Origin of the sequence: Mesorhizobium shangrilense (assembly GCF_028826155.1) — a bacterium.
Lineage (GTDB): Bacteria > Pseudomonadota > Alphaproteobacteria > Rhizobiales > Rhizobiaceae > Arvimicrobium > Arvimicrobium flavum.
On record NZ_JAQGPN010000001.1, the window covers coordinates 3,467,969 to 3,484,260 of the forward strand.

General features: G+C 63.4%; 18 protein-coding genes. 8 read left to right on the forward strand and 10 right to left on the reverse strand.

Annotated elements, in window-relative coordinates; translation table 11 throughout:
- Nucleotides 1-5: 5 nt before the first annotated feature.
- The 4 genes from PD284_RS16735 (at nt 6) to PD284_RS16750 (ending at nt 4,008) form a co-directional block, all read left to right on the forward strand.
- Nucleotides 6-440, forward strand: a complete 435-nt coding sequence (locus tag PD284_RS16735; protein ID WP_274629300.1) for an SxtJ family membrane protein — start codon at nt 6-8, stop codon at nt 438-440.
- 11 nt (nt 441-451) lie between these two features.
- Nucleotides 452-601 (forward strand): DUF5989 family protein, encoded by a 150-nt coding sequence (locus PD284_RS16740; RefSeq protein WP_274629301.1) that lies wholly within the window; start codon nt 452-454, stop codon nt 599-601.
- A 19-nt stretch (nt 602-620) separates the two neighbouring features.
- A complete protein-coding gene (locus PD284_RS16745) occupies nt 621-2,459 on the forward strand; it encodes a carbamoyltransferase family protein (RefSeq protein WP_274629302.1) in 1,839 nt (612 codons plus the stop codon).
- 133 nt (nt 2,460-2,592) lie between these two features.
- Entirely contained in the window at nt 2,593-4,008 is a 1,416-nt protein-coding gene (locus PD284_RS16750; RefSeq protein WP_274629303.1) for a pectate lyase, read from the forward strand.
- A gap of 57 nt (nt 4,009-4,065) precedes the next feature.
- Here PD284_RS16750 and PD284_RS16755 read toward each other — a convergent pair whose 3' ends face one another.
- Nucleotides 4,066-5,085 (reverse strand): SGNH/GDSL hydrolase family protein, encoded by a 1,020-nt coding sequence (locus PD284_RS16755; protein ID WP_274629304.1) that lies wholly within the window; start codon nt 5,083-5,085, stop codon nt 4,066-4,068.
- Between the two features lie 507 nt (nt 5,086-5,592).
- Here PD284_RS16755 and PD284_RS16760 point away from each other — a divergent pair.
- The 3 genes from PD284_RS16760 to PD284_RS16770 are packed head-to-tail and all read left to right on the forward strand — an operon-like array spanning nt 5,593 to nt 9,231.
- Nucleotides 5,593-6,615 (forward strand): sugar ABC transporter substrate-binding protein, encoded by a 1,023-nt coding sequence (locus tag PD284_RS16760; RefSeq protein WP_274629305.1) that lies wholly within the window; start codon nt 5,593-5,595, stop codon nt 6,613-6,615.
- A 33-nt stretch (nt 6,616-6,648) separates the two neighbouring features.
- A complete protein-coding gene (locus PD284_RS16765) occupies nt 6,649-8,181 on the forward strand; it encodes a sugar ABC transporter ATP-binding protein (protein WP_274629306.1) in 1,533 nt (510 codons plus the stop codon).
- A gap of 33 nt (nt 8,182-8,214) precedes the next feature.
- Entirely contained in the window at nt 8,215-9,231 is a 1,017-nt protein-coding gene (locus tag PD284_RS16770; protein ID WP_274629307.1) for an ABC transporter permease, read from the forward strand.
- A 10-nt stretch (nt 9,232-9,241) separates the two neighbouring features.
- Here the strand turns inward: PD284_RS16770 and mtnK are convergent, their stop codons facing one another.
- From mtnK to PD284_RS16785, 3 genes are all read right to left on the reverse strand, one after another.
- Nucleotides 9,242-10,525 carry an S-methyl-5-thioribose kinase gene (gene mtnK / locus PD284_RS16775; RefSeq protein ID WP_274629308.1) on the reverse strand — a complete coding sequence of 428 codons (1,284 nt, stop codon included), beginning with the start codon at nt 10,523-10,525 and terminating at the stop codon, nt 9,242-9,244.
- A 180-nt stretch (nt 10,526-10,705) separates the two neighbouring features.
- Nucleotides 10,706-10,852, reverse strand: coding sequence for a hypothetical protein (locus tag PD284_RS16780; protein ID WP_274629309.1), 147 nt, complete (start codon nt 10,850-10,852; stop codon nt 10,706-10,708).
- A gap of 113 nt (nt 10,853-10,965) precedes the next feature.
- A complete protein-coding gene (locus PD284_RS16785; protein ID WP_274629310.1) occupies nt 10,966-11,553 on the reverse strand; it encodes an NUDIX domain-containing protein in 588 nt (195 codons plus the stop codon).
- A 104-nt stretch (nt 11,554-11,657) separates the two neighbouring features.
- On the opposite strand from PD284_RS16785, the gene PD284_RS16790 reads away from it, so the two are divergent.
- Entirely contained in the window at nt 11,658-11,882 is a 225-nt protein-coding gene (locus tag PD284_RS16790; RefSeq protein WP_274629311.1) for a DUF982 domain-containing protein, read from the forward strand.
- Nucleotides 11,883-11,903: 21 nt separating this feature from the next.
- Here the strand turns inward: PD284_RS16790 and PD284_RS16795 are convergent, their stop codons facing one another.
- The 6 genes from PD284_RS16795 to PD284_RS16820 all read right to left on the reverse strand — a co-directional run bounded on the left by PD284_RS16795 (nt 11,904) and on the right by PD284_RS16820 (nt 16,239).
- Nucleotides 11,904-12,449: a MerR family transcriptional regulator gene (locus PD284_RS16795; RefSeq protein ID WP_274629312.1), complete on the reverse strand. Its 546-nt coding sequence runs from the start codon at nt 12,447-12,449 to the stop codon at nt 11,904-11,906.
- Nucleotides 12,450-12,561: 112 nt separating this feature from the next.
- Complete coding sequence (locus PD284_RS16800; protein ID WP_274629313.1) at nt 12,562-12,885, reverse strand: integration host factor subunit alpha; 324 nt, start codon at nt 12,883-12,885, stop codon at nt 12,562-12,564.
- 97 nt (nt 12,886-12,982) lie between these two features.
- Nucleotides 12,983-13,954, reverse strand: a complete 972-nt coding sequence (locus PD284_RS16805; RefSeq protein WP_274629314.1) for a beta-ketoacyl-ACP synthase III — start codon at nt 13,952-13,954, stop codon at nt 12,983-12,985.
- A gap of 4 nt (nt 13,955-13,958) precedes the next feature.
- Nucleotides 13,959-15,035, reverse strand: coding sequence for a phosphate acyltransferase PlsX (plsX, locus tag PD284_RS16810; protein ID WP_274629315.1), 1,077 nt, complete (start codon nt 15,033-15,035; stop codon nt 13,959-13,961).
- A 104-nt stretch (nt 15,036-15,139) separates the two neighbouring features.
- Nucleotides 15,140-15,694, reverse strand: a complete 555-nt coding sequence (locus tag PD284_RS16815) for a YceD family protein (RefSeq protein WP_274629316.1) — start codon at nt 15,692-15,694, stop codon at nt 15,140-15,142.
- Complete coding sequence (locus tag PD284_RS16820; protein WP_274630669.1) at nt 15,691-16,239, reverse strand: ubiquinol-cytochrome C chaperone family protein; 549 nt, start codon at nt 16,237-16,239, stop codon at nt 15,691-15,693. Before PD284_RS16820 ends, PD284_RS16815 begins: the two co-directional genes overlap by 4 nt.
- Nucleotides 16,240-16,292: the final 53 nt, after the last annotated feature.

Sequence of the window (16,292 nt, forward strand, 5' to 3'; positions counted from 1 at the left end):
GGCGGATGAGTGGAGGCTTTCATGAACCCCTTGTTCGGCACGAGCCGACCGTAGGGCCCTCCGACCGGAGCTTCGGACTGACGGTGGGCGGCATACTGGCGGCGATCGGCGTCGTCAGGAGCGCGTTCCACTGGGAGGTCGGCGTGGCCTCGGCGGTGATGCTCGCCATCGCCTCCGTTCTGATTGTGCTGGCGCTAGTCCGCCCGACCGCGCTGGCCGGCGCGAACCGTCGGTGGATGCAGCTCGGCGCCCTGCTCGCCCGGATCGTGAATCCGCTGGTGCTGTTCGTCGTCTACGCGGTGGCGTTTGTGCCGATCGGCCTGTTCCTGCGGCTGCGCGGCTACGATCTGTTGCGACTGAAGCCAGCCCCCGCAGGCGCAAGCTATTGGATCAATCGAACGTCCGACACGATGGTCGAACGCATGACAAAGCAATTCTAGGGAGCACTGAGATGGAATTGGTTCACGAGGTATTCGACTATTTCAAGACGCGCAAGAAGTACTGGCTTGCGCCCATACTGGTGTTCCTGGCGCTGTTCGGCGGCCTGCTGTTCCTTACGCAGGGAACCGCGGTGGCTCCGTTCGTCTACACCCTCTTCTAGAAGCCGTGGGATCATTTGGATGAACATCCTGGGTATCTCCGCCCTGTATCACGACAGCGCCGCGGCGCTGGTCAGGGACGGCCAGATCATCGCGGCCGCGCAAGAAGAGCGGTTCACGCGCATCAAGCACGATTCGGACTTTCCGCATCGGGCCATCGCCTATTGCCTCGAGGAAGCTGAATGCGACCTCGAGGCCATCGATCACGTCGTCTTCTACGACAAGCCGTTCCTGAAGTTCGAGCGTCTGGCGGAAACCTATCTGGCGACCGTCCCGCACGGCTTTCAGTCCTTCCGCACAGCGATGCCGGTCTGGGCCAAGGAGAAGCTGTTTCAGAAATCGCTTCTCCGCAAGGAACTGGCCAAGCTGCCGGGGGCAAAAGGATGGAACGGATCGCTGCTGTTCACCGAGCATCACCAGTCGCATGCCGCCAGCGCGTTCTTCCCGTCGCCCTTCGACAGGGCGGCGGTCGTCACGCTCGACGGCGTCGGCGAATGGTGCACGACCTCGGTGGGCCGCGGCAACGGCAACCGACTTGAGATCGACCACGAGATCCACTTCCCGCATTCTCTCGGACTGCTCTACTCCGCCTTCACCTACTACACCGGCTTCAAGGTCAATTCCGGCGAGTACAAGGTGATGGGCCTCGCGCCTTACGGCGTACCGCGTTTTGCGAAGCTCATACTGGACAACCTTCTCGACCTCCGTGACGACGGCTCGTACCGGCTGAACCAGGACTACTTCAACTACTGCACCGGCCTGACGATGACCTCCGAGAAGTTCCACGATCTGTTCGGGGGACCGCCACGCAAGCCGGAGGCGCCGCTGACCCAGAGGGAGATGGACCTTGCCGCCTCCATCCAGGAGGTGACGGAACAGGCCGTCATGCATATTGCGCGGTTTGCAAGGCGCAGCACAGGCGAACGCAACCTCTGCCTGGCTGGCGGCGTCGCTCTGAACTGCGTGGCGAACGGCAAGCTCCTCAGAGCCGGCGTGTTCGATTCCATCTGGATTCAGCCGGCCGCAGGCGACGCCGGCGGCGCGATCGGCGCGGCGCTGGCGGTTTGGCATCAGCATGCCGGCATGCCGCGACCCGAACTGAACGGCAGCGGCGATCACATGAAGGGGGCCTATCTCGGCCCCGCCTTCTCCAACGAAGCCATCGAACTGCGGCTCAACGAAGCCGGAGCGCGCTATGAGCGCCTCGACGACGACGAGGTGATCTTCAAGACCGCGGATCTGCTGGCCGGGGGACAGGCCGTCGGCTGGATGCAGGGACGGATGGAGTTCGGGCCGAGGGCGCTTGGGGCGCGCTCCATACTCGGGGATCCCCGCTCGCCGACCATGCAGAAGACCTTGAACCTGAAGGTCAAATACCGCGAGAGTTTTCGACCCTTCGCACCGTCCGTCCTGCGGGAGGATGTCAACGATTGGTTCGACTGCGATGTCGACAGCCCGTACATGCTCTTGGTCGCCGACGTCGCAAAGCGCCGTCAGCGCGACATGACCTCGAACGAGCGCGCCCTGTTCGGCATCGACAAGCTCAATGTCCCGCGGTCGGACATCCCTGCCGTGACGCATGTCGACTACTCGGCGCGGGTGCAGACCGTGCACCAGGAGACCAATCCCCGCTACTGGGCCCTGTTGTCGGCCTTCAAGCAACGAACCGGCTGCCCCGTCCTTGTCAACACCAGCTTCAACGTCCGCGGCGAGCCCATCGTCTGTACGCCCGAAGACGCCTTCCACTGCTTCATGGGGACAGAGATAGAAAGCCTCGTCGTGGGCAACTGCCTGCTGAGGAAGGAACACCAGGACAGCAAGCTGGCGGTGAACTACAAGGAGCAATTCGCTCTCGATTGACAGATTGGCATTCGCGAGGTTCGCCATGTCCCGGCGAAACTGTCTTGATTGGGACCGCGCCGAACGCGCATTGCGTGCGGGGCACGACGGAAGAAGCATGAAGCTTGCGCCAAAATGCTTAAAGGCGCTGCGGATGCTGACCCTGGCGTGCTGCCTTGGCGTGGCCGTTGGCGCGTCCCCGAGCGGTGAGAGTTCGGCAGCACCCCAATCGGATGATGATCTCCTGGCTGCGGCCGTCCGCGTCGCCGGCCTGTTCGCCCACCACCTCGCAGCCGGCGGCGGCTATGTTTGGGCATACTCTCCCGATCTTGTCACACGTCGTGGCGAAGGCGGCGAAGTGGAACCGGGTGTGATCCTCAACCAGCCGCCTGGCACGCCTGCGGTGGGCGCAGCATTCATCCGTCTCTTCGAACTGACCGGGGATCCGCAATGGATGACAGCCGCCGACGCCGCAGCCCAGGCGGCTGTAAACACCCAGCTTGTGTCCGGCGGCTGGTACAATTCCGCTGACACGGAGCCCAACGCGCGTCAGAAATGGTGCTACCGCGTTCGGGTCGACAAGGATCAATGCGATCTGATCGAAGGGAACAAGCAGCGCAATCACAGCACGCTCGACGACAACATCACCCAGAGCACTCTGGGATTTCTCCTGTGGTACGACGCGATCTCCAAAGGCCGCAACCCTGCCGTCGCGAGGGCGATCGACTACGGCCTGGATCGCCTTCTGACGGCGCAATACGCAAATGGCGCCTGGCCCGTCAAACTGGAGCGCGTCTACCCGCCCCGCCTGTTTGCTGCGGCGTGGCGGGCAAGGCTGCCTGCGAACTGGCCGCGGGAGTGGGTAAAGCCGCCCAATCCGACACTGATCTTGAACGATCACGTGATGCGCGACATGATGAGCCTGCTTCTTGCGGCCGACCGGCATGTCGAGCGGGACGATCTGCTGCCGGCGGCACGGCGAAGCGGCGACTTCCTGCTCGCCGCACAATTGCCGGCGCCCCAGTCCGGCTGGGCGCAGAGCTACAATCTCGACCTCGAGCCCATCTGGGGGCGGAAGTTCGAACCTCCAGCGGTGGCATCGGACGAAACGACCGGCGCCATCAATGCGCTGCTCCAAATCTACCTGAAGACAGGTGAGAAACGATATCTGGCGGGAGCCCTGGACGGAGCCAAATGGCTCGAGCTGAGCCGCCGGCCGACCGGGGACTGGGCGCGCTTCTATGAACTCGGTTCCAACCGCCCCCTCTACGTGACCGAGGAAAACCGGTTGACTTATGACGAGGACAATCTGCGCAAGGGCTATACGTTCGCCAGTGACTTCAATATTCCGGCAACGCTGCAACTGGTCGAGCGGGTTGCCCGCGGCGAAAGGCCCGAAGAATTCGACAACTGGGATTGGGTCGTCGGGCTCGGGCACCATAACCTTGACGCCGCGCGCGCCAAGATCCGTCAGGCGGACCCTCAGGGAAAGATCGTCGAAGACGGATGGATCCAGAGCAGCACCTTCGTCGAGGGTGTGTGGTCCCTCGGCGAACCGCTCCATGAGTAGCGAAGGGGCAGATCGGGGTACGCGCGCTTCGATCGAGCAACGGCGCGCTCGCTGCGTTTACTGCACGACTCGACCGATTGTTTCCGGCCTCGAACCGCTCGCGATTTTCCGCGCCTCGGCCCGCCACCCTTCGCCGAAGCGCACCACAAGGAGGTCCGCTGCCAGGTCATTCGCCTCCGCGCTGGCGTGCGTATCGAAACGGTTGACGATCAGCCGCTCGTGTTGCTTCTCCGCCCGGAGCGCCGAGCTCAGATCGACACAGACGATATGTTCCTCTTCGCACAAGACGAGCATGTGCTTGATCAGTGCGTCGTTGGGGCTGGTGCCCAGGGGCCTTGTCAATTCGGGCCACATGTAGACACCGATCGGCACGCCGGCCTCGCGCGCGACCTGGATGAGATCGCGAAACCGTTCGTCCCCGCGGCGCGCCAGCGGATCGTCTGGATTGAGAAAACGCGCGTAGTACGCGTCGACGTCAATCTTGCCCATCTTGATCTGCGCTTCGTCGAACGCGCGGGCGGCCAACCAGTACAGGACCGACACGGCGGTAAGCTCTCGATGCAGGAACCCCGCCAGCCTCATCGGGCGCGGAAGGGGCTCCTCGGGATCGTCCAGATCGTTCAGATACCATTGCAGGAGAATGAAGTGGGGATTTGCTGACTGAATGGCCAGGCGCATGTTGACTTCGTGCTGCTCATAGTTTGCGCCGGACACCCCAAAATTCAGCACCTCGAACCTGAGATCTCCGGCCGAATTGAGTTTGGCATCGAGACGGTTGGAGACGCGCTCATTCTCGAGGAGACCGGGAGCCCAGGTGAAGGAGTCGCCGACCACTGCGATCCTCATCACGCCCGGCGCCGGAGCGTGGGTAAATTCCCGCTCGCGGAACTTCAGCTTGTTCGCCTGAGGGGGATTGGCCGCATACCATTGGCGCGACATATAGGAGAACCGATCACCCGTCGTGGAGATATCCGACAGCGCCCACCGCGCTGCAAACTCGACCGCAAGATACGACAACACCACAGCCACCGCGACGAGCAGGCCGTTCGCTATTCCCTTCTTTGTCAGGATCACCATGAATGCCCCGTTTCGTCGCGTCAGAACGTGAGATCTGGAGACCTCTCTTTTTCACCTTCCAAGTCATATGACGCGGATATCCGCCCGGACGCAGTAGTGCCATGCACCGCGGCAAAGTCATGCCGGGATTTTTCCTATCGGCGAGCGCGTTTTCAGACGCGCGATGACCTCTGGATCTTCGATCATCACTCGGGCCGAGCCTCTGCGCGGACGACACGACCCCTCGTTTCCGCAATGCTTGGACCTTGATAAGATAGCACTGCAGGGAAGTTGCTCGCTTGCAAGCAGGGATGCCCGCGTCATCAGTCAAGGAGCCACACGCACCTTGTCTCTTCTGCGCCTTGTTCTTTGACATCGTGTTGACGCTGAACCGCTTCCACGCATATCGTCTGACTGCGTGAAGGAACCAGCCGGCGAGCGGGAGGAACGCTTTCTCGTTGCGGGTTTCCGGCGCAGGTCAGGAGACACCATCCGGCGCCGCGCGCCGGTCAAACGGGAGGGTTTGAAGTGCTTGACGATCTCATTGAAGAATCCAGATCTCGCCGCGACGTGTTCAAGGCGATCGGAGCAACCGCACTGGCCGGCGCACTGCTGGGCTCGGCCGGGTTCGACCCCGCCATTGCGCAGGAGCTAAAGCCCTCCGGCAAGCCGCTGAAGGCCGCCATGGGCAATGCAGGCCTTCAGGCGACGTGGTGCGCCCAGGGCAAGCAGGCCGCAGAAGCCTGGGGCAAGCTCATGAATGTCGAGATCACCTGGTTCGACGGGGAACTCTCCGCCACCAAGCAGCGTGCCGCCATCGACAACCTCGCGACGCAGAAGTGGGACTTTGTCGCCCTGCAAACGTTTGGCATCGGCACGCTGAACGACCCCATCAAGAAGGTCATCGACTCCGGTACGCCGGTCATCGCCATGGACACGATGATGGCTCCGGAAGGCCAGTTGGCCCTCCACACTTTCATCGCCCCCGACAACATTTTCATGGGCTCGGTCGTAACCACCGAGATCATGAAGAAGATCGGCGGCAAGGGTAACGTCATCATGACACAGGGCGCGCTCGGCCACACCGGCGCCCAGGGCCGCGCCAAGGGCTTCAAGGAAGTTGTCGCCAACTACCCCGACGTGAAGGTGCTCGACGAGCAACCGGCCGACTGGGACGTCACCAAGGTGGCGCGCATCTGGGAGTCCCTGCTGACGAAGTATCCGGACATCGCAGGCGCCTTCTTCCACAATGACGACATGGCGCTGGCCGCCCACAATGTCATGAAGGCGAAGGGGCGCACCGGCATCGTCATCGGCGGCGTCGACGCCATGCCGCCGGCGGTGAACGCCGTGCTCGACGGCACGATGGTCGCGACGGTGCGCAACCCGTCCAGCCGCATCCACGGCTGGGCCGTCGCCGCCGGCGTAGCTGCCGTCACGGCGGGCGAAGGCGGCAAGGAGATCCCGAAATACATCTGGGCGGACGGACCGGTCATCACGGCCGACACCGCGCCGGGCAATCTCTGGCTGCAGTCGAACTTCCTGATGTGATCGGCCGGAACGTTGGCTGACGACACCGTAGCAATGGCCGGGGGTTCATTCGAACCCTCGGCTTTACCCTCGGTTGCTCCCGAGGCGACGCCGATCCTCGAGATGGTCGGGGTCTCGAAGGCGTTCGGCGGCATCCATGCGCTGCGGGACGTCGACTTCTCGCTCATGGAAGGCGAGATCCACGGCCTCGTCGGCGAAAACGGTGCCGGCAAGTCGACCATGATGAAGATCATCGCCGGCGTCTATCACGGCTTCGAGGGCGAGATGCACGTGGCTGGCCAGACGGTCCTGTTCCGGTCGCCGCGCGACGCTCTGGCCGCCGGCATCGGCATGGTGCACCAGGAACTCTCCATCGTTTCCGACCTGACCGTCGCGGAGAACGTCTTTCTCGGTGTCCAGCCGACGGCTGGCGGGGTGGTGAACTGGTCGCGCATGAAGCGCGAAGCAAAGGCGCAACTGGCGAGCCTCGGCCTCGACATCGACCCCAGCGCTCGCATGGGCAGCCTGCCGGTCGGCATCCAGCAATTGATCGAACTGTCGCGCGTGCTCTTCTCAGGCGCGCGTATCATCATCCTGGACGAACCGACCTCCGCGCTGTCTCCGCCCGAAGTCGCCCGCCTGTTCGAGGCGCTGCGGCGCCTCAAGCGTCAGGGCCGCACCATCGTCTTCATCTCGCACTTCCTCGATGACGTGCTTGAGATCTCCGACCGCATCACCGTGTTCCGCAACGGACGCAAGGTGGTGACGGAACGGACGGAAGCGCTGACCAAGGACAGCATCATTTCGCACATGATCGGCCGCGGCTCGGCCGACATGCACATGGGCGAGAGCACAGAGCTTTTCGGCGACGACACGCGCCCCGTCGTGCTCGAGGCGCAGGGTCTCAGTGACGGAGCGATGATTAAGGACATCTCGCTAAAACTGCGCGGCGGCGAAATCACCGGCATCTATGGCTTCATGGGCTGCGGCCAGGTCGAGTTGTCCCGCGCGCTGTTCGGAAAGGGCAAGCTCGTTTCCGGAACGCTGACCCTCGACGGCAAGTCGGTGCACTTCCGTTCGACGGCGGCCGCGCGTCGCGCCGGCGTCGCCTACCTGCCGGAAAGCCGCGGCATGATGCTGTTCCGCACCGAGCAGGTGTTCAAGAACATCTCCATCTCCATCCTCGACCGCATCCACAGTCTGCTCCTCAAGCCACGCCGCGAGCGCGAGATCTCAGAGGCCCAAATCAAGGACCTGCAGATCCGGCCGCCCAGGACCGACATCGCGCTTGGCAACCTGTCCGGCGGCAACCAGCAGAAGGTCGCGCTCGCCAAGTGGCTGACCTACCTTCCGAAGGTGCTCATCCTCTCCGAGCCGACACGCGGCATGGATGTCGGCGCCAAGGAGGACGTCATCCGTATCGTGAAATCGCTGCGCGACAAGGGCGTCGCGGTGCTCGTGCTGTCGACCGAGCCCGAGACGATCCTGACGCTGGCCGACCGGGTGACCGTCCTCAAACGGGGCCTCGTCGCCAGGGAATTCACCACCGGCCACATCGAGAAGGCGGACCTGCTCGATGCGGCGTGACGCCTTGAACCGACACTAGGGGAAAACCACTGCATGACGACGGTCACCGAAGCCGGGCAGCCCTTCGACCTCAAGCGGTTCCTGGCCGAGCAGATGCGCAACATCGCGCCGGTCTTCACGCTGATCGTGCTTATCATCTTCTTCTCGGCGCAGGCGCCGAGCTTTCGCACGGTCGACAACATGATGAATATCCTGAACCAGGCGTCGATCACCGGCATCATCGCGGTCGGGCTCACCTTCGTCATCCTGACCGCCGAGATCGACCTTTCGGTTGCGGCCATCGCCAACGCCATCGGCATCACCATCGCCTACTTCACGATCCAGCCCGACTACGTGAACATCGCCAACGTGCCGATGCAGGGCTGGATCGCCATCATCCTGACGCTGACGGCATGTTTCGCGCTCGGACTCGTCAACGCCTTCGGGGTGACCGCCGTCGGCATACCGTCCTTCATCATGACGCTGGCCATGATGCAGATCGCCAACGGCATCTCGGCGCTGCTGGTGCGCGGCCAGATCGCCTACACCTACCCCGACCTCATCACGACGCTGGGATCGGGAAGCATCTTCGGCATAAAATGGTCGATCATCGTCTGCGCGCTGTTCCTGCTCGTCGCGCATCTGGTGCTGACCTACACGCGCTTCGGCCGCTACGTCTACATGGTCGGCGGCAACCGCGAGGCGGCCGAGTATTCGGGCGTCAACGTCAAGCTGATCCTGGGATCGGTCATGGTCATCTGCGCCATGTGCGCGGGCATCGCCGGCATGATCGGCGTCGCCTATTTCGGCTCGGCCCAGCAGAACCAGTTCGACACCTTCCTGCTGGACGCGATCGCCGCCGTCGTCGTCGGCGGCACCAGCCTGTTCGGCGGGCGCGGCGGCATCGGCAACACGATCATCGGCCTCCTGGTGCTGGGGGTTCTCAACAACGGGCTCGACCACATCGAGATCGACAGCTTCCTGAAGATCCTGATCCGCGGGCTTATCCTGCTCGCAGCACTGGTCATCAACGTCTACGCGCAGAAGCTAAGGGAGAGCGCCAGGGAGTGACGCCGGCGGCCTAAGCTCCCTCCCCGGCAATGATCCGCGCCAAGTCGTTCACTTCGTCGATGGAGTGGATGCGGGTGCGGTTCACCGCGATCTGCCGTCCGAAGCGTAGCGCCGGGCGTTCGCAGTTCGCCCGCAGATCCGGGTCCTCGATCGTCTCGAAGTCGGCATTGTGGGCGAGCCCGAGGATGCGGCGGTGCACCTCGACGCCGGCGAAGCCCAGCAGGTCCGTCCAGATCTCAGCGAGCATCGCGTTGAGCGCCTGTTCCGAACCCAGCGCATCCTCCTGGTCCTCGAACAGGCTCTTTGCGTAGAGAATGCCGGTGCGCTCGGTGCGCCACAGACGCGCGAACTCCGTCCTGAACACCGACCAGATCTCTGCTGCCACGCCGAGCAGCCATTCCCGCATCTCTGCGCGGTCTCCGTTTCTTTCATGGCCTGGCTGCGCAAAAAAGCTCATCCAGAAATTGGCCAGCAGCATGCCGACATCGAACGCCATCGGCCCGTAGAACGCGAACTCGGGATCGATGACGCGCGTGTCCGCGTCCGTCACCATCACCGAGCCGGTGTGCAGGTCGCCGTGCAGCAGCGTCTCTGCCTTGGCGGCGAACAGATGCTTCATGCGCTGCGCCTCAACTTTCAGATCGCGGTCAGCGCGCAGTTCCGCGACCACCGCGTCGAGCTGGGGCGAGGTGTGCCGGTTCATCTTCGCGTCGAAATAGGGATCGGTGAAGACGAGGTTCTCGGTGATGTCGCAGAGCTCGACATTGTCGGCGAACAGCGCAAGGTCTTCCTTGCGCTTGCGCGTCGGCATGCAGAGATCCGAGCCTTGGAACAGCGTGCGCGCGCAGAACAGGCCGAGGTCGCGGCCAATCTTCGGCGGCATGGCGCCTTCGATAAGCCGGCGGCGCAGGATAACATGGGGGCTGAGATACTCCATGACGATGAGCGCTTGGCGCTCATCGAAGTGGTACACGGCCGGCACCGTGCCGACGCCGGCGCGCGCCTCCTGTCGGATCAGCGCGTGGTATTCGAAGAACGAGCGCTTTAGCGGCAGCGGCCAGCTCTCGCCGACCAGCCGGACATAGGGAAGCGCCTGCTTGACCACGACGCCGCCGGCAGGACCTTCCACGATGAATACCAGGTTCAGATTGCCGTCGCCGACCTCGCGGATCTTCCACTTCGAACTGTCCGGTCCGACCCTTTCGGCGACGGCGGGGATCTCCTGCAGCCGCGCACCAAGGCTTTGTGCGTCGAGCGCCGCGAAGGCGCGTCCTTCTCCCGTGACGCTATGCAAGTCATCCCTCCCCGTCTGACAGGCCCCGTTCCACGGCCGGGTCGTGCTTTTAGTGCCTCAACAATGGGCCTTTGCAAAGCTGAAATGACCTTGAGGCCGATCCCGCCGGCACATCGAGCGACCGAGGAAGCCGCCAGGATGGGGAGCCCGGGAAATGGTTGGCGAAACGGGCCGGCCCGATCAGAACGGCCAGCCGTACCGGCCGATCATGAGGGCGAGGACGACGAGCGTCAGGGGGAACAGGAGATCGAACGCCCAGGCAAGCGCCCGTGGCGTCCTGCGAGGCTGTTCCGGCCGGTCGTAGTCAGTTCCGAGATTCTTGGTCATCGTTGCAAGCCCCGCCTGACGCACAGAGTTTGCCACCGACCTGTTAAGCGGACCCTGCGAAATCCGATCGGATTTTCACGATGGGCAAAAGGGACCGGAAACGCTTCACTGCGTCAGGCGCCCTCTGGCGGCAGCAGGCTGAGTTTCAGGTGCTGCAGCAGCATGATCGTCTTGGAATCGACGATGCGGCCATCGAAGATCGCGTTCATCGCGTCGTCGAAGGTCATCTCCAGCACCTCGATATCCTCGCCCTCGTGGGCATGCCCGCCCCCATCCGAGATGCGGTCGGTCGGCGTGTAGTCGGCGACGAAGAACGACAGGCGCTCAGTCAGGTTGCCAGGGCTCATGAAGGGCGTGTAGAGATGCCTCACCTGCCGCAGACGGTAGCCGAGTTCCTCCTCGGCCTCCCGGCGTATCGCCGTTTCGGGGTCGTCGGCGTCCAGCAGGCCGGCGCAGGCCTCGATGAGCGGCTCCTCGTGCCCCGCGACATAGGCCGGGAAACGGAACTGGCGGGTCAGCAGGACGGTCTTGCGCTCGGCGTCGAAGGGCAGGATGACTGCGCCGTCGCCGCGACCGTAGGTTTCCCGGGTCTGCATATCCCAATCGCCCGCACGGGTGCGGTATTCGAAGCGCGTCTTCTTCAGCGTGCCCCAGTCTTCGGACAGGGTTTCGACGGAATGAATCCTGATGCGGTCCTGCATGCGAGCCCCGGCGCTTTGAGAGACCCGCGGCATATCGGGGATCATACTGGGCCGCAACGCAATTCCGTCATGTGCGTTGGTGCGGGATGGACGAAACCATTCCCATGGAAGCGGTCACGATCGAGCTTCGACCGCAACAGGCGCTCACAATATCCGGCGTGCGACAGGCCCTGCGCGTCCTGACGGAAGACTGGCCGCAGGCACGAGGTCCGCGACATCGCGATGCGGTCGAAACCTGCCTGAAGGTCATCGACGGCCACCGCTCGGCATCGGAAATTCGGCGCGTTCTGATCGAGGCGGCAGCGGAGGCCGGCCTGTCGGCGACATAAGCGCTCGAGGTTGCGGTCGGCTCAGCGCACCTGGTCAAGCAGGCGCTTGCATTCCAGAAGGTCGAACAAGGCCTCCTGAAGCAGCGCCCGGTTGTCGCGGGAGAGTTTCCCGTCGCCAGCCGGCACCGGGCCCTCGTCCTCCGCCTTGCCAAGCCCGAAGAAACGGCGGCTCGGCTTCACCTTGGGCTCGCCCAGCAGCACCTCGTCGTCGGCGCCGCGCGGTTGCGCTGCCGGTGTCAGCGGCACGGTCGCTTCTGCCTGTTTGCGCTGGGTGATCGCCTCGATGGCGGCGACGTCTCCGTTGGCGACGGCGACCAGGAACTGGTTGCCGTTTTCGCGGAGCAGTTTCTGCACGCCCTTGATCGTGTAGCCCTGATCATAGAGCATGTGGCGTATGCCCTTGATCAGCTCGACATCGTGGGGACGATAGTAGCGGCGTCCGCCCCCACGCTTCATAGGCTTGATCTGGTTGAACCGCGTCTCCCAGAACCTCAGCACGTGCTGCGGCAGATCGAGGTCTTCTGCGACCTCACTGATGGTGCGGAACGCGTCTGGACTCTTATCCATGAGGCAATCCTCGGTGCGGCGCTTGAATCACAAGGCATTTCGCCTGCTTGCAAGCCGATTTTCAAGCGGAAAATGCGCCCGGCACAGGAAAGGTTGCGCCTCGAGAATCAGCTTACTTGTCGTTCTTCAGCTTACCGCTGTTGTGCGCCTTAAGGATACGGGCCTTTAGAACGTTCGAGGCCTTGAAGGTCATCACGCGGCGGGGAAGAATAGGCACCTCCTCGCCGGTCTTCGGGTTCCTGCCGATGCGCTCGTTCTTGTCGCGCACATGGAAGGTGGCGAAGGATGAGAGCTTTACCGTCTCGCCGCGGACGATGGCCTCGCAGATCTCATCGAGAACCGCCTCCACGAGCTGAGCTGATTCGGTGCGCGATAACCCAACCTTGCGGTAGACAGCCTCAGCGAGGTCGGCGCGAGTGAGTGTGTTTCCCCCCATCCGAACGTCCAACCATCCTCATGAAAAATACAGCAACAGTTCCAAACGCCTAGACGTTAGGAAATTGGTCAGGCTGGGTCAAGGAGCCGATGCTGCTTCACCAGCGAAGTAGGACGGCGCCCCAGGTGAAACCGCCGCCCATGGCTTCCAGAAGCACCAGGTCGCCCTCCTTGATGCGCCCATCGGAGACCGCGGTCGAAAGAGCGAGCGGCACCGATGCAGCCGAGGTGTTGCCGTGAAGGTCGACCGTGATGACCACCTTCTCCTCTGCAATCCCGAGTTTCCTGGCCGAGGCGTCGATGATGCGCTTGTTGGCCTGATGCGGCACGAACCAGTCGAGGTCCTGCGGACCGATGCCGGCCTCCTCGAATGTCGCCTCGATCACGTCGGTAATCATTCCCACAGCATGCTTGAAGACCTCGCGGCCCTCCATCCTGAGATGACCCACGGTCTGGGTGGTAGACGGCCCACCGTCGACAAAGAGCTTGTCCTTGTGGGTTCCGTCGGAGCGCAGGCTCGCCGCCAGCACGCCACGGTCTCCGATGGTGCCTTCGCCCTCTTGCGCCTCCAGGACAAGCGCGCCCGCGCCGTCGCCGAAGAGCACGCAGGTCGAGCGGTCCGCCCAGTCAAGGATACGGGAGAATGTCTCGGATCCGATGACCAGCACGCGCTTGGCGAGGCCGCCGCGGATGTAGAGATCAGCCGTTGTCACGGCGTAGACGAAACCGCTGCACACCGCCTGCATGTCGAAGGCGAAGCCGTGCCGCATGCCGAGGCGGTTCTGGATCTCGACCGCCGTCGCCGGGAAAGTGTTGTTCGGGGTCGAGGTGGCGAGCACGATCAGGTCGATATCGGCCGGCGTCAGCCCCGCATGGTCGAGGGCAGCGCGTGCCGCCGCCTCGCCCAGAGACGCCGTCGTCTCGTCGTCGGCAGCGATATGGCGCTGGCGAATGCCGGTACGCTGGACAATCCATTCGTCGGAGGTCTCCACCATCCCTTCGAAATCGGCATTCCTCATCAACCGGCGCGGCAACGACGACCCCACGCCGCGCACGACAGAACGTATCATTCAGTCAAATCCTTTGTTGCTCGGTCTCGTCGACCGGTTGCCGCAATTTCATCATGGCCTGCGGCAGGCGAGAGTGAAACGCATCGAGATCGCCTTTGATCCGCTCGATCAGGCGAGTGCGCACCATGTCGTAGCCGAGTTCGATCGCTGCCGCGAAGCCCTCTTCGTCCGTGCCCCCGTGGCTCTTGACGACGATGCCGTTGAGACCCAGGAAGACGCCGCCGTTTGATTTCCTCACATCCATCTTCTCGCGCAGTCGCTCGAAGGCAGGCTTCGCGAAGAGATATCCGATGCGGGCGCGCCAGGTCCGGCTCATGGCGGCGCGCAGATAGCCGCCGATCTGGCGGGCGGTGCCTTCAGCGGTCTTCAGGGCGATATTGCCCGCGAAGCCTTCCGTGACGACGACGTCCACGGTGCCCTTGCTGATGTCGTCGCCTTCCACGAAGCCATGATAGCTCATCGACGGAAGATCGGCCTCGCGCAGCAGGCGCCCGGCCTCCTTGACCTCTTCCTGGCCCTTGATCTCTTCCACGCCGACGTTCAACAGGCCGACGGTGGGCTTTTCGATCGAGAACAGGGCGCGGGCCATCGCCGCTCCCAGTATGGCGAAGTCGATCAGCTGATGGGAATCGGCGCCGATGGTGGCGCCGACGTCGAGAACCACGCCCTCTGCCCGCGCATTCGGCCAGATGGCGGCGATCGCGGGTCGCTCGATGTTCGCCATCGTGCGCAGGCAGAACTTGGACATCGCCATCAGGGCGCCAGTGTTGCCGGCCGAGATGCAGACTGCCGCTTCGCCGCTCTTCACCGCCTCGATCGATTTCCACATCGACGATTTCCAGCGGCCCTGGCGAAGGGCCTGGCTGGGCTTGTCGGACATGCCGACGGCGATCTCGCAAGGCACGAAGGTGCTGGCTGCGGAAACACGCGGATACTTGGCCAGCCAGGGACGTACCTGATCCTCCAGGCCGAAGACCAGGAAGCGGACCTCCGGGCGACGTTCAATCACGCGGTCGAGCGCCGGCACCGTAACGGAGGGACCATGGTCGCCCCCCATGGCGTCGATGGATATTGTGATCACGCGTGGGTCATCTCGTATCTGTCCCTGGACGGGACCGGAAAGTCCGGCGAAAATAGCGGTTTCGGCCCGGCGCACAACGTCTAATCGGTGTGCTCCCGGCCTTTTCAGGTTTTCCGGGTAAAGGACAACAGTTTTTCCCGCAACTGCCCGCCAGTTGCACCAGCATCCTCTTCGTCCGCCGGCCCAGCCAGCCCAGCGCCGGACTTTCGCGGATAAGGATCGATGGCCAGGCCGAAGAACTCTTCGGCAAGCGCACCGACGTCGATCGTGTCACCCGAAAACGTCTCGGGGCTATCTGGGCCTTCCGCATCCAGCAGGATCTCGCCGCCCTCGTGGAAGCCGAGCCTGCCCAGCTTCGAATCCTCCGGCAGGTAGACCTGTGAAATCTCCTCCGCGATGGTGGCGTCGAGAGGTTCGAGCGTCACGCCGCACTGCTGCACGAGTTCCGCGTCGACGCGCCCGGCGACCTTTACCCCGTTCCTCCTCCAGTTGGTGACCAGAAGTTCGGCCCTGAAGGAACGCACCGCGAACAGTCCATGCTCCTCGGCGAGGCGCACGCGCTGCTTCTCGTCGGCAACGATCGTGACCGGCATACCCTTCTGCGGCAGCCGCGCCACATTGACGAGGAAGGATACGGGGCTGTGCTCGAAATTGGTCATTGTTCTGCCTTTCCGGCGGCCGGCAATGCGATCCGCCCGGCGAGGAACTCCTCGCTGTCTTGCGCGCGCAACGACGCCGCGACCGATGTCACATAGTCCGAGAGCGGGCCGGCGCCTGCCCACCCGTCCAGATCCGGGCGCACGTTACGGCCGAGCGCAGCCGCAAGGGCCTCGCGATCGCCACGGTCGAGCGCGTCGCCGTAAGACGCCGCGCGCCCATAAAACATCTTCGCAAGCTTCTTTGCGCGCTTGGGAACGCCGGCATCTCCGATCCCCAGTTCGCGAAGGGAACTGTCGACATCGGCGAAGAATTCGTCGGTCAAGGTCTGGGCGATCTCGGCGATGGTGCCCTGCTCCCCCCGGACCCGATGCAGGAAGAGGAAGACATGCAGCCCGACCATCTCGAAGCGGCCGAGCGGCGTGTCGGGCACGTCCCATTCCGCATAAAAGACAGGTTGCCGCGCCGCCGCCACGATTCGCTCGTAAAGGGCGTCAGTAACCGCCCTGTTGGCATGGCGATTGCGCCCAAACCAGCGCTGGAACATCAAGTATGGCCTCCGGGGAGTGTTTCGGGCCGCGCTCGGTTGCATCGGCGAGT